Raw genomic sequence first — 18,998 nt, 5'->3', positions numbered from 1 at the left:
TAAGTATAGAGTTTAATTTTTGAAATATAAGTATAGTAGAAAAAAGATTTTTTTATCATCAGACAGGAAAATTACCATGTTTTCTTTTTGGGACATTTTCACGTTTATTTATGAGAAATTGCAGCGAATTTAAAATAATTGAACGGGATTCTGAAGGAAAAATGACTTTATCAACATAGCCTAATTCAGCAACTTGAAATGGGTTTGAAAATTCTCGCTTATATTGTGCAATATATCTTTCTAATTCTTTCTCTGGATTATCAGATTGTTGAATTTTTTTTCGGTAAAGAATTTTACATGCACCTTCAGCGCCCATAACTGCAATTTGGGCAGAATTCCACGCTAAATTAATATCAGCACCCAAATGCTTTGAAGCCATGACGATATATGCACCCCCATATGCTTTTCGAGTAATAATCGTGATTTTTGGAACTGTTGCCTCAGAATATGCAAAAATCATCTTAGCCCCATGCCGGATTATACCAGCATATTCTTGTTTAGTTCCAGGCATGAAACCAGGAACATCTACTAATGTTAAAATAGGAATATTAAACGAATCACAAAATCGGATGAATCTGGCACTTTTATCGGAAGCATGAAAATCGATTGCGCCCCCTAAAACCATTGGTTGATTGGCAATTATTCCAATTGTATTCCCTTGTAAACGTCCAAATCCTGTGATGATATTTTTAGCGAAGGAAGGAAAAATTTCAAAGAAAGAGTCTTCATCAATAATTCCATTAATTACAAATTTCATATCATAAGGTTCATTTTCATTTTCTGGAATTATTGTATCAAGATTTATGGTTTGATCTGGCTCTAATTCAGTATTTCCTTGAGGTGCATCCATTAAATTATTGGAAGGGATGTAAGAGAGTAATTTTTTTACCAGATCCAAGGTTTGTTCTTCAGAATTAGCGACCAGATGCGCAACACCCGAAATATTTGCATGAATATCCTTCCCCCCAAGATCATTAAACGAAACTTGTTCTCCTGTCACAGATTCGACAACTTGAGGCCCAGTAACGAACATATATGCATGATCCCCACCCATAATGACGAAATCTGTAAGTGCAGGACTATAGACCGCACCTCCTGCACATGAACCTAAAATAACGGATATTTGAGGAATGACACCGGAAGCTTGAACATTTCGATAGAAGATTTCGCCAAATCCAGCTAAAGAATCTACACCTTCTTGAATTCTAGCACCTCCAGAATCAAGAAGAGCAATTATAGGACAACCATTTTTAATTGCAAGATCCATAATTTTACAAATTTTCTTAGCATGTGCATTCCCTAAACTTCCGCCCATAACAGTAAAATCTTGACTATATAAGAATACTTTTCTGCCATTGATGAAACCAAATCCAGTAACAACACCATCACCATAGTATTTTTGATGTTCCATCCCAAATTTAGTTGAGCGATGAAGTATAAACTCATCGATTTCTGTAAAGGTTCCAGGATCAATTAATAAATCAATTCGCTCCCGAGCAGTCATTTTTCCTTTCTGATGTTGAGATTTGATTTTTAATGGCCCTCCACCTTCTTTAGACTTACGGCGGAGCCCAATGAGATCAGATGAAGAAGGTGAAGGTGATTGGCTACCTTCAATTTTTTCTAAAATCATTATTGAATTGAATAAATGTTATTTTATATAAAAAGAAAATTCGAGTTATCCCCATTGGATTAGTATTTTTTCTCTTTTCTCGTAAATGTTGAAAAATAACAATATAATGGAGATGAAAAATTTAATTTTACATATAAAGTTACCACCTACCTTTCCGAGTAGGATGATGGTAAGAAAATTTAACAAGCACTTTTTTTTTTTTACATCGTGATACCTTCTGTAAAGATAATTTATACTGACGAAGTTTCATCAACTCAAGATGCAATCATTCCATATATTAACCAAAACTCAAGTCAAAGTGTTTTTTTAATTGCGAAAACTCAAAAACATGGAAGAGGACGAAAGAATGATGATTGGGTCTCTCCAATTGGAGGATTTTGGAGCACTCTTGGAATACCCTTACCAAAACTTTTATCAAATGAACAGTTTATTTTTCTCCATTATGGAATCGTTCAACTTCTACAATCTTTTCTAAATACGTATTTAAAAATACCTGTTGTTATAAAATGGCCCAATGACTTAGTTGTTAACTTTTCATGCAATTCTCATCGATTTAAGAAGATTGGGGGAATTTTACTTGAATTGATTACTCAATCAGATTTTAATTTTCTCTTAATTGGAATTGGCATAAATTTAAATAATTCTACAACAAGTTTTCCAGAATACTTAAAAGAAAATGTAATATCAGTTTTTGATTTAACTCACACAAAAGTTTCTATTATTGGTTTTGCTCGAATCTTGTTGAAAAACTTATATAATGAAATTTGGGAATCCTTTATTGTAAAATTTCCAAAAAATAAAAAAGCAATTCTAATATCTAAATATAATCAACATCTAATATATATAGGAAAGCAACTAACCTTAAATAATGGTAAAAAATGTATTATTAATGGAATTAATGACAAAGGAGAGTTAGTCTTGTGTTCAAAAAAAACATATTATTTTTTGAAAATTGAAGATTCTTCTATGATAATTTCATATGATTAATCAATTTATACTCTTTTTCAATTATATCTCTTATTTATTTGGAATGTGGAAAATGGAAATTTTTCTTATAATTATTTTAAAACTATAGTTAATAAAAGTAAAATTCTACTTAAAACTTGGAATTGGAGTTATGATAATTAAAATATAATGCTTAATAGAAAATTTCTTATTTATAAGAATTTGAGGGAGGAAAATATTTATTTCAAATATTAACTTAAGAGACGAAATAAGTGCTAAATTTATATCTCCAATAATAATTATAGTAGACTTAAATTCATTAAAGATATTGCAAGTAAATTCCACAGGTCTAAACATCTTGAAGATGACTTTAGATGAAGTTATAGGCAAATCTATTTTAAATCTTATCGCTCCAGATTATCAATGTCTTGGAAAGAACATTTTTGAATCATTTCAACAAAAAAGGACTTTTTCTGGAAAATATGAAATTGAGATAATTACTAAACACGGACAAAGACTTCCATATATTGTTAATATAGATCTTCTCTCAAAGAAAACAGAATCAAATGAAATTATTTTACTACTTGAAAATAATAAAATACCGACTAAATTAACAGAATATCAACTTAATCAAGAAAAATTAGAAAGTATTGGAACTTTGGCTGGTGGAATTGCACATGATTTTAATAATATTCTTGCTGTGCTATTAGGAAATATAACCCTTGCACTAGAAGAAGATGATTTACATTTTATTCGAGAAACATTAAAGGATGCAGAAAAATCGATAATGCGAGCGCAAAATTTAACTACTCAACTCCTTACATTTGCTACAGGAGGGGCTCCAGTAAAAAAACCAACTGATCTAACAAAAGTAATTACAGAAACTGCAATTTTTGCACTACGGGGGTCTAGATCTAAATGTACCTTAGATTTTGATCATAAACTTTGGTTATCTATTGTAGATGCAAATCAAATATCTCAAGTAATATCTAATTTGATAATTAATGCAGATCAATCAATGCCTAACGGAGGAGAAATTTTTCTGCATTTTCATAATATTGAAATTGAATCACCAGTTTACAAGAAGATGGGGCATTTTCACCGTATACTAATCCCACCAGGTCGTTATATCGAAATTAAAATACGAGATTCGGGAACAGGAATCCCAGAAAAATATCATTCAAAGATTTTTGATCCTTATTTCACAACAAAAAAGATGGGTTCTGGTTTAGGTTTAGCAACTGTTTATTCAATTGTAAAATTCCATCAAGGCTTTATCTGTTTTAATACTTCAACTGATAGAAACGATCATTACACAGAATTTTGTATTTATTTACCTGCTCAAAATTCACTCAAATTACATTCAGAAAATAATCCATCTCAGATGAAAAAAGTAAATGAAGAAGAAAAAATATCACAATCTATTCTTATTCTAGAAGATGATCATTCTATTCAAAGGATTATGGAAAAATTAATACATCATTTGAATTATGATGCAGTTTTTACCGAAAAAGGAGAAGATACAATAAGAATATATAAAGAAGCATTTAAAAATAATTCACCTTTTGGATTAGTTATATTAGATCTCACAATTCCAGGAGGTTTAGGAGGAAAAGAAGTTATTGCAGAATTAAAAGAATATGATCCAAAAGTTCGAGCAATAGTAGCAAGTGGTTATTCAAATGATCCAATAATGGCGAATCCTAAGAAATTTGGATTTTTAGGAGTTCTTCGAAAACCTTTTACTTTAAATCAGTTACGAGCAATTTTAAATCAAAATTTATGATTTTTTTATTTTAAAAAAAAAAATGAATCAACAAATAAATAATTTTATTCAAAGTCATCAATAGAATCTTTCAAAGCTTTCCACATATTATTAACTTCTTGGCGTTCTTCTTCTAGTTGTATCCATTTTTTATTTAATTCTTTTTTACTACGCTCAAACTCTCTTTCAGCGTCTTTCAATTTATCTTCGTTTTTTGATATAGATTCAGCTGCAACCATTTTGTTCTTTTCTTTTTCAATACGTAAACCAATATCTACAATTGATTTTCGAATTTTTGCATAATTCACAATCAATTTTGCATATTCGTTCATTCGCTTAATTAAATTGCTCTTTTGAATTGCTAAATCTTTCATCCTATCATAATATCCTTCAATCATTCGAATACGATCATCAACCTTTTGAATTTGTTTTTTGTAAGCATCTACTTCTGCTTTAGTTATCCCAGATTTATCTTCTCTGGCTAATACATCCATTTGTTTGCTCTTATCACGCATTTTTCGAATATATTTACCTAAATCCTTTGTATATGATTGATACATATCTCCAAGCTTCTTCTCTTGATTTCTAATTGATTCAATATCTCGAGCTAAATAATTCAGCATTCCAGCTAATTCTATATCAATTTTTGACAATAGATATTCATCTTGATGGGTCACAATGGGCATTTTTATATTCTCCTATTACATTAATTATTTTTTTCTAAGAGTTATTTCTTTAATATTTTTTAGATGTAGATCGCTTATTTAAAATTTTTTGAGATAGTAATATAATTAATATTTTTCTGTTAATTTAAGAGTTCTTTCAACAATAGATGCAAATTGAATTAAAGAATTAAGTGTAGCACGAAATGCTGTTGCATCATCCGCTTGAATTTGAAAGATTAATCGAGGTTCTGTAGATGGAAGTGTTTTAACACTCCAAGTTGATCGTTTCATATTCAAACTACTGAATTCAGGCATGAAACTTTTATAAAAAATATCTTGATTTTCAAAAGAAGAAAAAACTAAATTAATTTCTGTAAAAATGCGCATTTTCTTAAGATCCAATATATTTCAGTATTATTAAGCATTATTACAAATAATCGAGTAAAATTAAGAAAACTAAGTAAAAAAATTTTGGAATTATAACTATAATGAACTAATATTACATTTAATTCTCTGTTTCTGATGCTTCACGAGCCAATCGGGTTGCAATTCGATGAGATTCTTTTCCACGGGCAGTTGAACTTTCCCACGCACCACCAGTCCAGCGCGCTCCGCATTTTTTGCAATGCCACACTCCAACGAATTCCCGCATATTAGGAAGTTTTGTTTCACATTTAGGACACTTTGTAGGACCTTTTTGTTTTTCTGCTACTTCATTCCATTGTTTCCGCAATTTAGATCCATATCGTGGGCCGAATTTTCCCGAAATACCCACTTTTTTTGTTTTAGGCATAAATTTCACTTCAACATGCTAAGATGATAATTACTTCAAAGTAGCAAAATAAAAAAATTTTGTGAATTTGTCGCTAAAAAATAAAAAAAAATCAATTAAAAAAAGTAACCTATTTAGATTTATTTTGGCTGGGGAACATGTTGGTGTAAATTCAATTTTGCTCGTAATTCGTCAGCAATTTCAATTGCTTTTTTCGATGTATCTAATATTTCTTCAACACTCCAAGTTGCATTTCCATACTTTTGGATGGAAGTAACCTGTTTTTTCTCATCAACTGCAAAAGCAATAGAGCCATCAAGCACCATTTCTTCAGATAAATTAGGATCCACAAAAATTACATCACCAATTTTGCCGAAACTAATGCTAAGTGGAATCTCATAAATGGTTAAAGGTGAATATGTTCCATCCCATTCAGGAACTCCTTCTTCATTCAATTTTGCACCGGGTAAATTTGTATTCAATAAGGCGGCTATCGCTGCAATCGCAGAAGCATCAGTTAAATTCCCAAAATAATCCATCATATAACAATCAACGAATAGAATATAAACATATTCGCCCTCTTTGATGCAAAGTTTTTTATAATCAATACAATTAGTATGACGAATTCCTCTATCTACTACTCGAGCTAATTGAATTGCAACTTCATCAGGTCGTCCAGGTTCAAACATTGGAGAAGCGATAGGCAAATATTCCGACATTACGGTACAAACACCTTTATCAGGATTATCTGAAAACGGAGTACCAATATCATATTTTACTCCGCATATAACACGAGTATCCCCTAAAAATACATCTGCAGAACCTTCCGCTTTTGGAATAAACCCAGTTTTAATTTTAACATCACGATATTCAAATAAACCGCGCCCATCAATTCTTTTTCCTTGGTTTAAAAGTTTTAAGATGTAATTTTTCTCTAAATTACTAACAACTTCATTAATATCCATCACGCTTGATCATCTCCCGAAGATGAAACATTTTCTGAACTTAATTGTTCGTTTCCTTGTGAAGACTGGTCTTCTCCTTGATTTGATGAATCATCAGCAGAATCAGCTGATTGCTCGCTGGTTTTAATTATATTTTCTTCATTTGATTTTTCATCATTTAGTTTTTCTTCGCCTTCTTCGTTCTCAATTTCTATTTGAGATTCATTAATTACAGATGAATTCTCCACTAAAGGAGAGGGTTCAGATTTATTTTCATTGTTAATTACTTGGTTTTCATTTTGAATATTATCTTGAGCATTTTGGGAATTACTTATGGGATTTTGCTCATTTTCTGAGAGGTTCCCCATTTCTGAATCTTCAATTTCAGCTTCTCTTGTAATTTTGTTGTATTTTTCACGCAAAGCTTCTAATTGTTTTTGATAAATGATCTCTGCACCCTTTAATACATATTCAAATCCAATTTTCATTTCTTCTAAAGACATTTCTCCATCAAATTGAAGAAGTGATATGGATTTATCCTTCATTACTACTACACATGGAATATCTGCTTGACCGACTTTATCTTCTTTATCACCTAAATCAAGTAAAACACGTCCTTGTGCTTTTCCAGCTGCAACTCCAACAACCATACTTTTCATGGGAATTCCAGCATCAGCTAATGCTAATGATGCAGCAGTAGTACTTGCACACCTGGTTCCCCCATCTGCAGCAATAACTTCAATATAAATTTCAATTTGAGAATCGGGATAAGCTTCCAAAAACAATACAGGTTCCAAAGCTTCCCGAATAACTTTGGAAATTTCATTTTCACGACGATTTGGTGCAGGACTTTTTCGTTCATGAACGGAAAATGTCGCCATTCGATAATATACTCTTAAAATTCCCTTATCAGGACGGGCTAAATGACGGGGATGTACCTCTCGAGGGCCGTAAATAGCCGCATAAATCAAATTACCTCCATGTCTTACAAGAGCGGACCCTTGAGCATTTTTAATTACACCTACTTCACACGAAAAGGGGCGGAGTTCGTCCACCGCCCGACCATCTAATCGCTTTCCATCTTCACGGAAACATATTTCATCATGAGGTTCTGGTACTAAGATTGGCATTTTTATTTGATACCTCGAATTTTCTTTTCTTTTAAAATATATGCTTTAACTCTATCAGTTAATCCAGTTGTATGAGCTTCACGCTCAATTTTATAAATTACTTCAATTAATAATCGTTCGTTTTCAGGATTTCGTCCATGAATCCAAATACGCCCATTTTGAGCCACAAAAATTCTGCAATGTAATAAATTCTTTAGTAAGGCAATCATGCTTCCTTTTTTTCCAATCACTCTGGGAATTTTTGTGGGAGATATTGCAATAACTATTCCTTCTGTGATTAAACCAAGCTCTTGGCCCAAGCTGGTAAGTGCTGGTTCTTCAGTTCGTGATCCAGATAAAATCTTACATATAATTTGATCTCCCATTTTTAATTTATCCATATCATTTTCACGGGGCAATTTGTACGTTCCCATTGATTTTGGATATCCTCGATTCTGATGTGGTCGTTTAAATGCATCAGATGGTTTCAAAATTCCTAAAAATTTTGCATTAATATCAAGCAGAAATTTTACTGGTGTTTTTGCAATTACTCGCCCTATAACTTTATCTCCGATTTGAGGATTATAAAGGCCATTTAATGGCACAACATTAACATATTTTCCTCGAATTTCCTTTAATCCAACAAAGACAGACGTAATTTGACCATTATCTTCCTTTATTGCGCCCCTTCCTGCAATTAACCCGGGATCAGTTGCAATAACTTGACCTGGAGTAACGATTTCTCGTATTGGTTTATTCTCCGCGGACATTTTTTTCACTTTTTTTATAACTTTTACAAGTCACAGTTTTCTTATTTAGAACGGAAGAAAAGAGGAAAAGAGGTTTTGGTCTCTTCTCAAAAATCCCCAGTGTTTTTATTTGTTTGAAAAAGACTACCTATAAGTTAAGTTAAGTTGTTTAATATTACTTAACATATAGTATTTAGTCATTTTATTTTTGAATCAATTTACTTTGCATTCTACCATGTGTTAATTTATTCAACTTATCAAGCATTTCCATTTGAAGACCTGCAGGTAAAGAGATCATACCAATCCAAGAACCATCCGTTTGCCATTCTGATTGTTTTATCTGAGCATATTGCTCAACAGTGTTGTAAGCTTTAGCGGCATATTCCGCAGGAATCTTAATTGCCATTTGGATTGCTTCAATACGGATAGGTATTACAGCTTGAATTCGTTTTACTATATCATCTATTTGTTCTTCTGCTGATTTATTTATATCAATCGACACACGAGCTTCTTCTAATGCTTTTTCAATACGTTTTGGGGGATGAGGATGTTTAGTCTGTGGGTTAATGGAATTTCGAGCTAAGATATTAATTATTTGTTTCCTTTTCTTTTCTAACCATTTTTCACGTTGTGTTTTAGTCCAAGCAAAGTCACCATCTAGTAAAAAATTAGCAGCAATTTTTCGTCCTTCTGTCGTTCCAAATGCTTTTTCTAAATCTGATTCAGTGACTCGATCACCTTTTTTGACATTAAGAAAGAAATCATATGTGGGAAAAATGCTTTCTAAATCAATTTCAGAAGTAGATAAAATATCATCAATAGATATTTCATGATTTTGTTCTTTTTGCCGCATTTCTTTGAGAACTTGTTTAGCTTTCCAGGCTTCTTCAGGATCAACAATCATCTCAAAATTATGATTGGCTTTTTCTAATTTGACAATAATATATTTTCCCAAATCGAAATTCCCTTTCGGCCCTCCCCTTGAGTGAGACATCCTACCTTTCTCCAATTTTTCTTTATATCCTAATATATCGCCCAAATTTACATAGATTTTTTAAATCATCGGCAAATATTAATTGAAATATTATAATTTGGAACAATATCGTTTCTTACCGTTTCTAATAAGATATATATTATATGTTATTTAAGAATTACAATGAAATCGAGTAAAAAAATTTTGTTTATTTCATAAACAGTAAAGTGCTTATTCGCTTAATTTTTTCAAAAGTTTTTTATTTTCTTCAATAGAAAACAATTTCCATTGCCTATCTTCGGCATTGATAACAGCAATTTCAAATCGTTCAGCATCTAAATCACCCTCGATAACTTCTTTTAATGTACGAATTGTAAGAAGTTTTAACTCTTCAAAATCCATGGTTTCTTTATATTCTTTTCCTAAAAACTCTCGGGCTTGAGCTGAACCACTTCCAATTGCACAAGCTTTATATCCCCAGAATGCGCCTGATGGATCAGTCAGGTATAGGTTCACCGTTTTATCATCATCCACCCCTCCAATTAATAAAGATACTCCAAAAGGGCGCACTCCTGCATTTTGCGTATATAATTGACATTGATCACACAGATCACGAGTGGTCTCAAGAACGCTAACTTCTTCATCATAACTGAGAATATTTACTTGTGCATGAACGCGGGCTTGATCAATTAAAGTTCTGGCATCAGCAGTTAACCCAGAGATAGCTACACCGACATGATCATCGATTTTAAAGAGTTTTTCACTTCCAAGATGTTCTTGTAATGGGAGATTACGTCGTTCAACAGCAAAAACAACTCCAGTTTCGTTTTTTACAGCGATGGCAGTTGTTCCACGTCTTACTGCTTCAATAGCATATTCCACCTGAAATAATCGTCCGTCAGGGGAAAAGATCGTTATAGCTCTATCGTATCCAAGTCCAGGTGTGCTAAACATAATTGTTCACTTTTTCAATTTGTATAATTATGATCACTTGCGTTGATTCTCTATATCAAATACAATGACTTGCACTTTAAATTTTTTGGGGTTTAAAAAAAAAGCTTTAAGGTTTACCCCTTTTCCTTAAACTTTTTTGGGAAAAATACTTACTTTTCATAATGGAATTCCATTCAGTTCAACCCATCTTTTTCTCCCCTACAGGTAATACAAAAAAATACTGCACGCGAATTGCCTTTTATTTAGGATTATCATTGGAGAAATCGATTGATTTAACATATACACGGACCAGAAATAGTGGAAAATGGGATTTAAGAGGTGATTTGATTATTTTTGGAACCCCAGTTTATGCAGGTCGAGTTCCAGATCAAATTATCAAAGTTTTAAATCAGATCAATGGTGAAAATCGATGGTGCATTGCTCTTGTGATTAATGGGAATGTAAGCAATGGGAAAGCTCTAAATGAATTTGTAATTCTGCTGAAAAGTAGCAATTTTCGAATTTTCGGTGCAGGATCTTTTACCGGAGTGCATTCATTTGTAAGAGAAGATTTCCCACTTGCATTAAATCGTCCAGATGCTGAAGATTTTCTTAATGCCCGAACTTTTTCTCATCAGATTTTGAAGAAAATGGAAAATTCAAGAACAACATCGCCTAAATCTCTTGAAATTAAATTCCAAGATCCAGATATTGATTACTCTCAACATCATCCTCAATATCGTGCATGTGTTCTGGTTCCAACTATTAAGCGAGATTTGGAAATCTGTATCACATGTAGAGAATGCTTTGCCCAATGTCCCACAGATGCAATAGATTTTACCACTTTAGATATAGATGAAGAAAAATGTATACGATGTCTTGCTTGTGTTCGTGTCTGCAAATTTAAAGCTCGGCAATTTGATTTGCAAATCCCTCCTGCATTACAAGAAAGGTTTTCACAAGCATTGACACAAAGATTATCACCACAATGGTACCTTTAGTAAAGGATTGTAAAAAAAACAAAAAAAGGAAATTGGCTATATTACTCTTAACATTATCTATGTGCTTCAGATATCTTGATTTAATCACTTATCTTTATGAGGGAAATAATAGTTGTTTCCAATCAATGCTTTTTGTTGTGGTATGCAATCGATGATCATCATTAACTTCATGATAAGTCAGATTTATAAATAGTTTCTCTGCCAATTTCTTAACTTGATGGAATGGAACGACTGAATCTTGTTTTCCATGGATTATATCGGTTTTAACTTTTATTAACTTTAATGATTTATTAAAATTCTCAGATTTACCAGAAATAGCAGATCCATTAGATATATCAAAGGAGAAAAAAGGAGGAATTAGTGCAGGGGCTAAAAGGATTAAACGTTCAATTTTTTGGGTATACTTCTGAGCCAAAATGGTTGCCATTAATCCACCAAAACTAGAGCCTATGATAAACCAGCGGGAATATTTTTGAAATAGAGGTAAGATTTGTTCCATTCGAGAATTTAAATCGCCAGATAATGTAGGTGTATGAATGGAAGGAAAAATTTTACGGAAATATTCCGCTTTAAATCCAGTTCCAGAGCTTTCATACCCATGAAGAAAAAGAATGTTTATGGATTTTTCAGAACTTTTTTCTTCATCATACTTTTCCATAACTGGAATAATGAAGAAAGAGATAAAAATATGTATAAATAATCGCTTCAATAATAAAGTAATTATAATGCCTTTCTCACCTTCACTAAATCATTCAAAAATCCCCAATCACAACCAAATTCGAAGTTTCAGCTCTATTAAGATTGTTCCCTTTAAAAAAACACATATTCAATTCGGTTGGAATCTCACTCAAGAAGAAAATTGGAGTACAACTGTTGATGAACTTCAAGATTTGCTTAAATTCGATCCTAAAGGTAATTTTATCTTAGAATGCGATGGAACTGCCCGTGCGATGATATTTAGCACAAAATACAAGGAATTTGCATTTATTGGTAATTTCATTGTTGAAAAAGAATTTAGACACAAAGGTTTGGGCAGATTACTCTTTAATTATGCCCTAGAATCGCTTAAATCTCGCCGAGTTAAAACAATAATGCTCGATTCAGTCACAGAAGCTGCACCTTTCTACTCGTCGTTTGGATTTAGAGAAATATGTCGTTCTTTACGATTTAATGGAAAATTACCGACACTTATCAACCCAAAACCAAAAAATATGCATCAAATCACCCCTGATATACTGGAATCCATAATTAATTTTGATGAACAGATATTTGGATCTTCCCGAAAAATACTTCTAAAAGAAATTTATAAAAGAAATCCATCAACTTGCTTTTATCTGACTCAGAATGGACAAATTTCTGCATATATTATGGTAGAAAAAAGAATTGGATACCTTAAAGTTGGACCTTGGATGGTATCGCATAATGAACCCCATCCTGAAGATCTGCTTCTTTATTGTATCCCCCATGATCAAAATACTTCTAGTATTTCTCATATTTCCAACATTTCAAACATTTCAAACATTTCTAACACTTCTAACATTTTCACATCTTATGTTAATATTAAGCTTGGTGTATTGGAAAGGAATACCAAAGCAGTGAATCTTTTACAGAAAATTGGTTTTAAAAACAGTTTCTATGCAATTCGAATGATTTTTGGACAATCTTGTCAAATCACAAAGAATTTTAATGGAATTTTCGCCCAAGCAGGACCTGATCGCGGATAAAATATTTACTCGAATATGAAAAAAGTTAAAAAATCAAATGGTATAAATATCAAAAAAAAGAAACAAGAAGAAAAAACTTATTTACACTTATTTGGTTGGCTAGATTAACTTCCAAAATTTTCTATTTAAATGAATAGCTGCAATTGCAGGGGCTAATTTTGCCTCTGGTTTCAAATGCGCCACAAGATAATGATTTGAACTCGTTACTGTTCCCACCAATGCACCTTTTCCTTTTACATTTCTGGCAGCAAATTGTAAAGGTTCCCAACTTAAAATTGGATAGCGATCCTCACCAAGTACACAAGCAGATTCATGATTTAACCAAGCTTGCATCAGTGCTTTGGTTTGCTCAGATTGAACACGATCTGGATCAGAACAATATTTAATATTACCATCTTGCGTTAGAATTATAAAAAGATCAAAATCGGGAAATTCAGCGATAAACGCATCAAATTCAGGAATTATACTATTGACATCCATAAAAGACCTCCATTTTGTGAAAAACCAAAAAAAATTTTTAATATCACACATATTTCCTCTTAACCTATAAATTTGATCACATTTGATCATATATAGTGACATCTATCCATTAAATGGATAAAAATGAGCTGATTTGATTTTATGTGATTTTATTTATTTAGGCTAAGAGGAAAAAAAAATGTCACCTGCATCGCTCGCATATGTGTCGGCTTATCAATATTATTCAATCAATCAAGCCAAAACAGCGCCCGAACGCGCCAAATTCCTTCACACATTTCAGCGAGTTTTAGAAGAACGGATTCCCAAAGACTTAGATGTTATTATTGAAAAGCTTGAATTTCGCGTTGATGATCGGATCAACATCACGCTTTCAGGATCGAATCGGGAAGAATTAACGTTTGTTTCACACATATTAAAAGAAATAACTGGTCAAGTGATTAATGCTAACAATATTCCCAAAAATACTCCATTAATGGGACAACTTACTTCTGTTGGAAAAGTCGGATTTGGCCTTTTTGTTGATGTAGGAATAGAGGGCCCTTCAAAAGAAGTTCTGATCCCATTATTTCGACTTCGACGCCAATTAGCTCGGAGTACTAAGCTTTCAACCCATCAATTGATACATTTATATGGATTAATGAACCATTTGCCTGTTGAAATTGAAATTACTAAAATTACGTATGAAAAAAAGGGGAAACCGAAAGTCGAAGGTCAATTTTCAGAGACATTTATAGAAAATTTACAAACCTTGGTCGATGATGGCATGGAAACAATCTTCACTGCAGGAACCTCGCGCCAAACAGTCAAAAAAACCTTAGCAAAACGAGGTCATACAATCGATGTAGTACAAATTGATCGTTTAGGTCCGATGGAAACCGCCGTTCGATGTAAACCGGGGACAACTGCTGCTGGATTAATTGCTCACATTGGAAAATTCTTGCCAAATTGTGTTATGAGTGTGTTTAATCCCGATCGGGTAAAAAAATACTGGTAATTTTAAGAATTGTTTTCTTTTTTCTTGAATTATTATTATAATCAATTTGTGCGAATAAGTTCACAAAACCAATTTTGTTGATTGGTGCTAATAAGTTTTAAAAAATTAATAAACAAAATGGGTGTGACAATTTTTCTATTTCAATCGATGTTAGCTGCTTAATAATGGCTGATCGAGTAACTGACCTTATTATTTCGCAACATTGTGAACTCAATTCTCATTCATTCATGGAATCTATCGCTAAAACACCAGAGATTAATAGGGTGGTAAATTTTTTACAGGATGACATCCATGCGCAGAAAAATGTACTATTTTATGCACCTCCACAACATTCCCGGTACGAAATAATATTTCAAGCAACTTTGCCTGTTGTCTTACAGTTTCATAAACAATTAGTTTTTGTTCTAAATGATTTATCTAAAAAAAAGCAAATCATAGAAAGTCTATCAACAATGGATGAATCTTTATACAATTCAGTTCTTATTTGTGATTTATGCGGATATCATTCACAATTACACTCTATTTTAGGAAAGAAATTTCAAAAAAATATCAATGAAGATCAAATTATTACCTCATCACAGATACTTCAAATTAAATCAAAAATCTCGACTTTATTAGATTCTTTCTCTGAAAATTGCGCAGTTCACCAATTTAACTTGCAGCAAATTATTCAATTCTATATTACTGAAGCCAACAATCTTCCGATTTCACAAATTCTTAAATACTATATTTCTGAAATGAGTATTATTTTCATTACATATGATGATTTATTTTCTTTTCATCCACTCCAACCTGGTTTTTTCAAAAATGTAGGAGCCATTGAGAATTCTATCCTTATATTAGATGATTGCCACCAAATTCATAATTACCTTCTGAACAATTATTCCATTCATCTTCAAACATCGAAAATTGAATTATTTTATAATTATCTTATAGATTTAAAGTCAAATGCACCAACTGTGACTCAATATAGATTTTTTGCGAAATTTCTAGGCTTATTCTTAAAATATATAAAGTCTTTTCAATCGTATCCAAATTCATATTCACTAAGACAACCAAAAGTAAAATCCATGCCAATAACTGAAGAATTCCAATTTCGACCTATTGATTTTCTATTTAATCTTTGTGAGAAGCATAAATGTTCTTTCGATCGTTTAGCAGGTATTCTTCACAATCATTTCAAATTTTTACTAACAGATTCCACCTTTATTAACGATTCTTCCATATTTTCAACTTTTTTGGCTCTATTTAATTATTTTTTTGTTGTAATTCAGCAGAGAACCACTCCAACCTTGCCCTACTCATTTACAATTGAGATTTCAAATGAAAGAACAGTATCAACATCAACATCATTATTAACACATTCATCATCAACCTCTTCTCTATCATCAAACTCCTCTTTATCATCAACCTCTTCTTCATCAGTAAAATCTATATCGCCACTGACATCGACACTTCACATGAATTTAATGGATGTTCGACTTTACAGTGATCCCCTATTCAAAAATGCATTTAGCAGTATTTCAATATCTCCAAGCTTAGATGTTCGATCTTACTTAGCTATAACAGGATTAGGTAGTCTCTCCAAAGGCTTTCAGATCCGATCTTTACCTGTCGAAATTAGCCAAGATCGAATTAAAGTCTGGGGAGATACATCCATAACCCCATTTCTCGCCCGTTATTCTTCTGTAATTTCAGCAAAATATGCAGCTAAATTGGTATACCATGCACAATTGATAAAACGCCCTACAATCGTCTTTTTCAGCAATCCTCATCAATTTAAGACGATACTCTCGAACAAATTAATCCCACGCTTAGAAAAGTTACATTATTCTGTAAAAATGTGGGAATCTCACCAAAGCAACACATTTTCTTATATAATAAAATGGCTGGAAAATCTCAACAAAATGAAAAATGAATCCAAAAAAACATCTTTTGATGCGAAGAAGTATATTTTATTAGTAGATCTTTCTCAAATTTCTCTTGCTGAACTTTTACACATATTACCCTACTTTGATGTGTTCTCTTTCATTTCTTTCCCATTTGAATCTTCGACTCTTCGACTTCTTCGCCGTAATAAATACTTAACACGTAAATATGATGCACGAATGGCTCAAATTTATTCTTCATCTCAAGCATTTTTCAAAATACATGCAATTTGTTCTTATGCCCCATTTAACAATTCTCAACACGCAATACTACTATTTTATGACGGCCAGATTCTTGAATATCAAAAACATCTATTACCTTGGGTTTATCAATTCATCACTTTTATCCCCCCTTCAGCTCAAGAATTATCTGCAGAAGCGAAACAACTTTTTCAAGTAAATGCACCATGAAACGTGTTTTTAAAGAAATAATCGAAAAAAATTTAATATATTCTATATTTTTTTAATCACTATCAAAAATGTATCAGTAACCTTGGGGCGTATTGTATAGTGGTTATTACGCCGCACTTACACTGCGGAGGTCTCCTGTTCAATTCAGGATACGCCCACTTATTTATAAATTAATTTTTCATCAAATAATTCATATTAATTACAGATTTATTCTTGTTTTAGGAACTTATTTATTTCAAATTATTTTTTTATCATACATAATTATTAATCGTTCAATTCTTAATAACCGCCATTTTTGTCATCTGTACACCAATTTTTTCTACAATTGCTAATTTTATAGGCGTTAGACATGCAATTTTATGCCAGTGGGACTGAAAAGAATATTTTGGCCCAAAATGAACATAAGTAAATTTAATAATTACCTGCAGTAAAATTTTGACTCTAAATTATTTAGATGCTTCTAAATAAGGAAGAAAAAAAAAGTGATAATAATAAAAAATATAGAAAGATAACCCTGAAAGGTGTAGACTACTTTCAAAAATGGGCTGTCTATTATCAATATTTTTCCCAGTAGCACTGAAAAAGATGAATTCGATGATAATTTAAGAGAATTCAATTTGGATGAAAATAATAAGGATGAACCTCCTGCAATTCCCGAAATGTTGGTTCGGATTGTGATAGAAGATGCCCGCAGTTTCTTTTTACTGCGAAATCAACCGGAAATGAAGGGTTTAAGTATAAAAGAATCGATCACAAAAATGGCGAAATGGCTGAGGGCTGAAAAATTGGCAGGTCATGAAGGAACGAAATTTTTAGGAATAGGATATAAAATTCCATCCTATAATTCAAATGATAAAGTTACAATTGCCAGCCAAACTCGAATAAAAAACATAATTGATGCGTTCGGAGTAATGCTCGATAAAAAAGGTGTTCCGATGGTAGACGAAAACGGCGAAATAATGTTTAACAGCCTCCTCGACCAATGGTATGAAAACATCGAAAACTCCATGCAGAATTTCGCCGATCCCAGTAAATTCAGAATGATTTGCGAATGCATCAACACTATTATTCGCCTTAACGATTATTTTCAGAAATATTATAAAAGTTTCAACCCCGCAGCACTAAAAACGTGGAATGATTACATGGAACAAGTAAGGGCTCTGGTGCCTGAAAATTGAATCGCTGGCAATTAACAGTGATAAAAAGCGCTAAGTTTTTTAGTATTTTTTTTTATAATAGATATGGTAAAAGAATCGAAAAAAGAATGGATGCGTGAAAATAAAAATAATGGTCAATGCTAACAAAAAACCTAAAATAAAATATGATGTAATTCAAGATGGCCAGTATAAAGTAAGTATAAGCGAAGGAGATTTTAAATTTGAGTTTTTGGAAAATATCGATGAAATCACAAAAATTGTAATTTGGGATTGTCATTTTATTGACCCAATCATCGATTTTTCATTATTTAAAAAATGTAATATTATAGTCATAAGCAGGTCGGATCTCCAGGAAATTGTAAAACTACCCGTTAATATCGAAAAATTCTATATATCCAATTGCAAACAATTAAAAAAGATTGATTTAGATACCGAAAGTTATAAAAATTTGAAGAAAATAGATTTTACCAATTTTGTATTAGAAGATTGGGAATTTGTATACAATGACCAAATAACAACAGAGATTGAATTCAAGCAGGTGAATATAAATGCAAAATTAATAAAAAACATGGATAAATTTGCCATGGTCTCTTTTAGGGAATGCCATTTTATCGATGAATGTGTTGATTTTTCGCCGCTTTTAAATTGCAAAGAATTTTACATTAAAAATTGTGATCTGTGTGCTGTCTCTGGATGGCCTCCAAAAGTCGAAAAATTAGATCTATATTATTGTAAAAATCTAAGAACAATACCTATGAAGGCTGATCAATACAAATATTTAAGGAAAATCACTTTTAGGGATATCTATCTTGATG

The 18,998-nt window shown here is 32.0% G+C and carries 18 protein-coding genes, 1 tRNA gene and 1 pseudogene; 9 read left to right on the top strand and 11 right to left on the bottom strand.

From position 1 onward, the window contains the following. Window positions 1-58 precede the first annotated feature (58 nt). Window positions 59-1,633 carry an acyl-CoA carboxylase subunit beta gene (locus tag ACXLDF_RS03780; RefSeq protein ID WP_457557160.1) on the bottom strand — a complete coding sequence of 525 codons (1,575 nt, stop codon included), beginning with the start codon at window positions 1,631-1,633 and terminating at the stop codon, window positions 59-61. A 207-nt stretch (window positions 1,634-1,840) separates the two neighbouring features. On the opposite strand from ACXLDF_RS03780, the gene ACXLDF_RS03775 reads away from it, so the two are divergent. Together ACXLDF_RS03775 and ACXLDF_RS03770 are read left to right on the top strand one after the other, a co-directional pair. Beyond that, window positions 1,841-2,620, top strand: a complete 780-nt coding sequence (locus ACXLDF_RS03775) for a biotin--[acetyl-CoA-carboxylase] ligase (protein ID WP_457557159.1) — start codon at window positions 1,841-1,843, stop codon at window positions 2,618-2,620. A gap of 193 nt (window positions 2,621-2,813) precedes the next feature. After that, a complete protein-coding gene (locus ACXLDF_RS03770) occupies window positions 2,814-4,364 on the top strand; it encodes a two-component system sensor histidine kinase NtrB (RefSeq protein ID WP_457557181.1) in 1,551 nt (516 codons plus the stop codon). A 44-nt stretch (window positions 4,365-4,408) separates the two neighbouring features. On the opposite strand, the gene ACXLDF_RS03765 is transcribed toward ACXLDF_RS03770, so the two are convergent. The 8 genes and pseudogenes from ACXLDF_RS03765 to ACXLDF_RS03730 form a co-directional block, all read right to left on the bottom strand. Beyond that, on the bottom strand, window positions 4,409-5,029 hold the full coding sequence (locus tag ACXLDF_RS03765; protein ID WP_457557158.1) for a hypothetical protein: 621 nt from the start codon (window positions 5,027-5,029) through the stop codon (window positions 4,409-4,411). A 105-nt stretch (window positions 5,030-5,134) separates the two neighbouring features. After that, entirely contained in the window at window positions 5,135-5,395 is a 261-nt protein-coding gene (locus ACXLDF_RS03760; RefSeq protein WP_457557157.1) for a KEOPS complex subunit Pcc1, read from the bottom strand. Window positions 5,396-5,513: 118 nt separating this feature from the next. Further along, window positions 5,514-5,801 (bottom strand): 50S ribosomal protein L37ae, encoded by a 288-nt coding sequence (locus ACXLDF_RS03755; protein ID WP_457557156.1) that lies wholly within the window; start codon window positions 5,799-5,801, stop codon window positions 5,514-5,516. Window positions 5,802-5,920: 119 nt separating this feature from the next. Continuing rightward, window positions 5,921-6,745, bottom strand: a complete 825-nt coding sequence (gene rrp42 / locus ACXLDF_RS03750) for an exosome complex protein Rrp42 (protein ID WP_457557155.1) — start codon at window positions 6,743-6,745, stop codon at window positions 5,921-5,923. Between the two features lie 362 nt (window positions 6,746-7,107). Further along, window positions 7,108-7,854: pseudogene (locus ACXLDF_RS03745) on the bottom strand (exosome complex exonuclease Rrp41); the annotation flags it as partial. A 2-nt stretch (window positions 7,855-7,856) separates the two neighbouring features. Beyond that, on the bottom strand, window positions 7,857-8,603 hold the full coding sequence (gene rrp4 / locus ACXLDF_RS03740; RefSeq protein WP_457557154.1) for an exosome complex RNA-binding protein Rrp4: 747 nt from the start codon (window positions 8,601-8,603) through the stop codon (window positions 7,857-7,859). Window positions 8,604-8,784: 181 nt separating this feature from the next. Then, window positions 8,785-9,576: a ribosome assembly factor SBDS gene (locus ACXLDF_RS03735; protein ID WP_457557153.1), complete on the bottom strand. Its 792-nt coding sequence runs from the start codon at window positions 9,574-9,576 to the stop codon at window positions 8,785-8,787. 210 nt (window positions 9,577-9,786) lie between these two features. Next, on the bottom strand, window positions 9,787-10,509 hold the full coding sequence (locus tag ACXLDF_RS03730) for an archaeal proteasome endopeptidase complex subunit alpha (protein WP_457557152.1): 723 nt from the start codon (window positions 10,507-10,509) through the stop codon (window positions 9,787-9,789). A gap of 161 nt (window positions 10,510-10,670) precedes the next feature. Here ACXLDF_RS03730 and ACXLDF_RS03725 point away from each other — a divergent pair, with 161 nt between their 5' ends. Further along, window positions 10,671-11,489, top strand: a complete 819-nt coding sequence (locus tag ACXLDF_RS03725) for a 4Fe-4S binding protein (RefSeq protein WP_457557151.1) — start codon at window positions 10,671-10,673, stop codon at window positions 11,487-11,489. 94 nt (window positions 11,490-11,583) lie between these two features. Here the strand turns inward: ACXLDF_RS03725 and ACXLDF_RS03720 are convergent, their stop codons facing one another. Beyond that, window positions 11,584-12,147: an alpha/beta fold hydrolase gene (locus tag ACXLDF_RS03720; protein WP_457557150.1), complete on the bottom strand. Its 564-nt coding sequence runs from the start codon at window positions 12,145-12,147 to the stop codon at window positions 11,584-11,586. Window positions 12,148-12,214: 67 nt separating this feature from the next. On the opposite strand from ACXLDF_RS03720, the gene ACXLDF_RS03715 reads away from it, so the two are divergent. Beyond that, complete coding sequence (locus ACXLDF_RS03715; protein ID WP_457557149.1) at window positions 12,215-13,213, top strand: GNAT family N-acetyltransferase; 999 nt, start codon at window positions 12,215-12,217, stop codon at window positions 13,211-13,213. 99 nt (window positions 13,214-13,312) lie between these two features. Here ACXLDF_RS03715 and ACXLDF_RS03710 read toward each other — a convergent pair whose 3' ends face one another. Next, window positions 13,313-13,693: a hypothetical protein gene (locus tag ACXLDF_RS03710; RefSeq protein ID WP_457557148.1), complete on the bottom strand. Its 381-nt coding sequence runs from the start codon at window positions 13,691-13,693 to the stop codon at window positions 13,313-13,315. 178 nt (window positions 13,694-13,871) lie between these two features. Here ACXLDF_RS03710 and ACXLDF_RS03705 point away from each other — a divergent pair, with 178 nt between their 5' ends. The 5 genes from ACXLDF_RS03705 to ACXLDF_RS03685 all read left to right on the top strand — a co-directional run. Further along, window positions 13,872-14,687: a DUF2110 family protein gene (locus ACXLDF_RS03705; RefSeq protein ID WP_457557147.1), complete on the top strand. Its 816-nt coding sequence runs from the start codon at window positions 13,872-13,874 to the stop codon at window positions 14,685-14,687. Between the two features lie 164 nt (window positions 14,688-14,851). Next, window positions 14,852-17,026, top strand: a complete 2,175-nt coding sequence (locus ACXLDF_RS03700; RefSeq protein WP_457557146.1) for a hypothetical protein — start codon at window positions 14,852-14,854, stop codon at window positions 17,024-17,026. An 85-nt stretch (window positions 17,027-17,111) separates the two neighbouring features. Then, window positions 17,112-17,184 (top strand) — tRNA-Val (locus tag ACXLDF_RS03695). Window positions 17,185-17,643: 459 nt separating this feature from the next. Continuing rightward, window positions 17,644-18,204, top strand: a complete 561-nt coding sequence (locus ACXLDF_RS03690; protein ID WP_457557145.1) for a hypothetical protein — start codon at window positions 17,644-17,646, stop codon at window positions 18,202-18,204. A gap of 109 nt (window positions 18,205-18,313) precedes the next feature. Beyond that, a partial coding sequence (locus ACXLDF_RS03685) for a hypothetical protein (protein ID WP_457557144.1) occupies window positions 18,314-18,998 on the top strand: 685 nt, incomplete at its 3' end.

It is taken from the genome of Candidatus Harpocratesius sp., from assembly GCF_054039255.1.
Note: the sequence above shows the minus strand (reverse complement) of the source record. Positions and strands in the feature narration are given on the sequence as shown.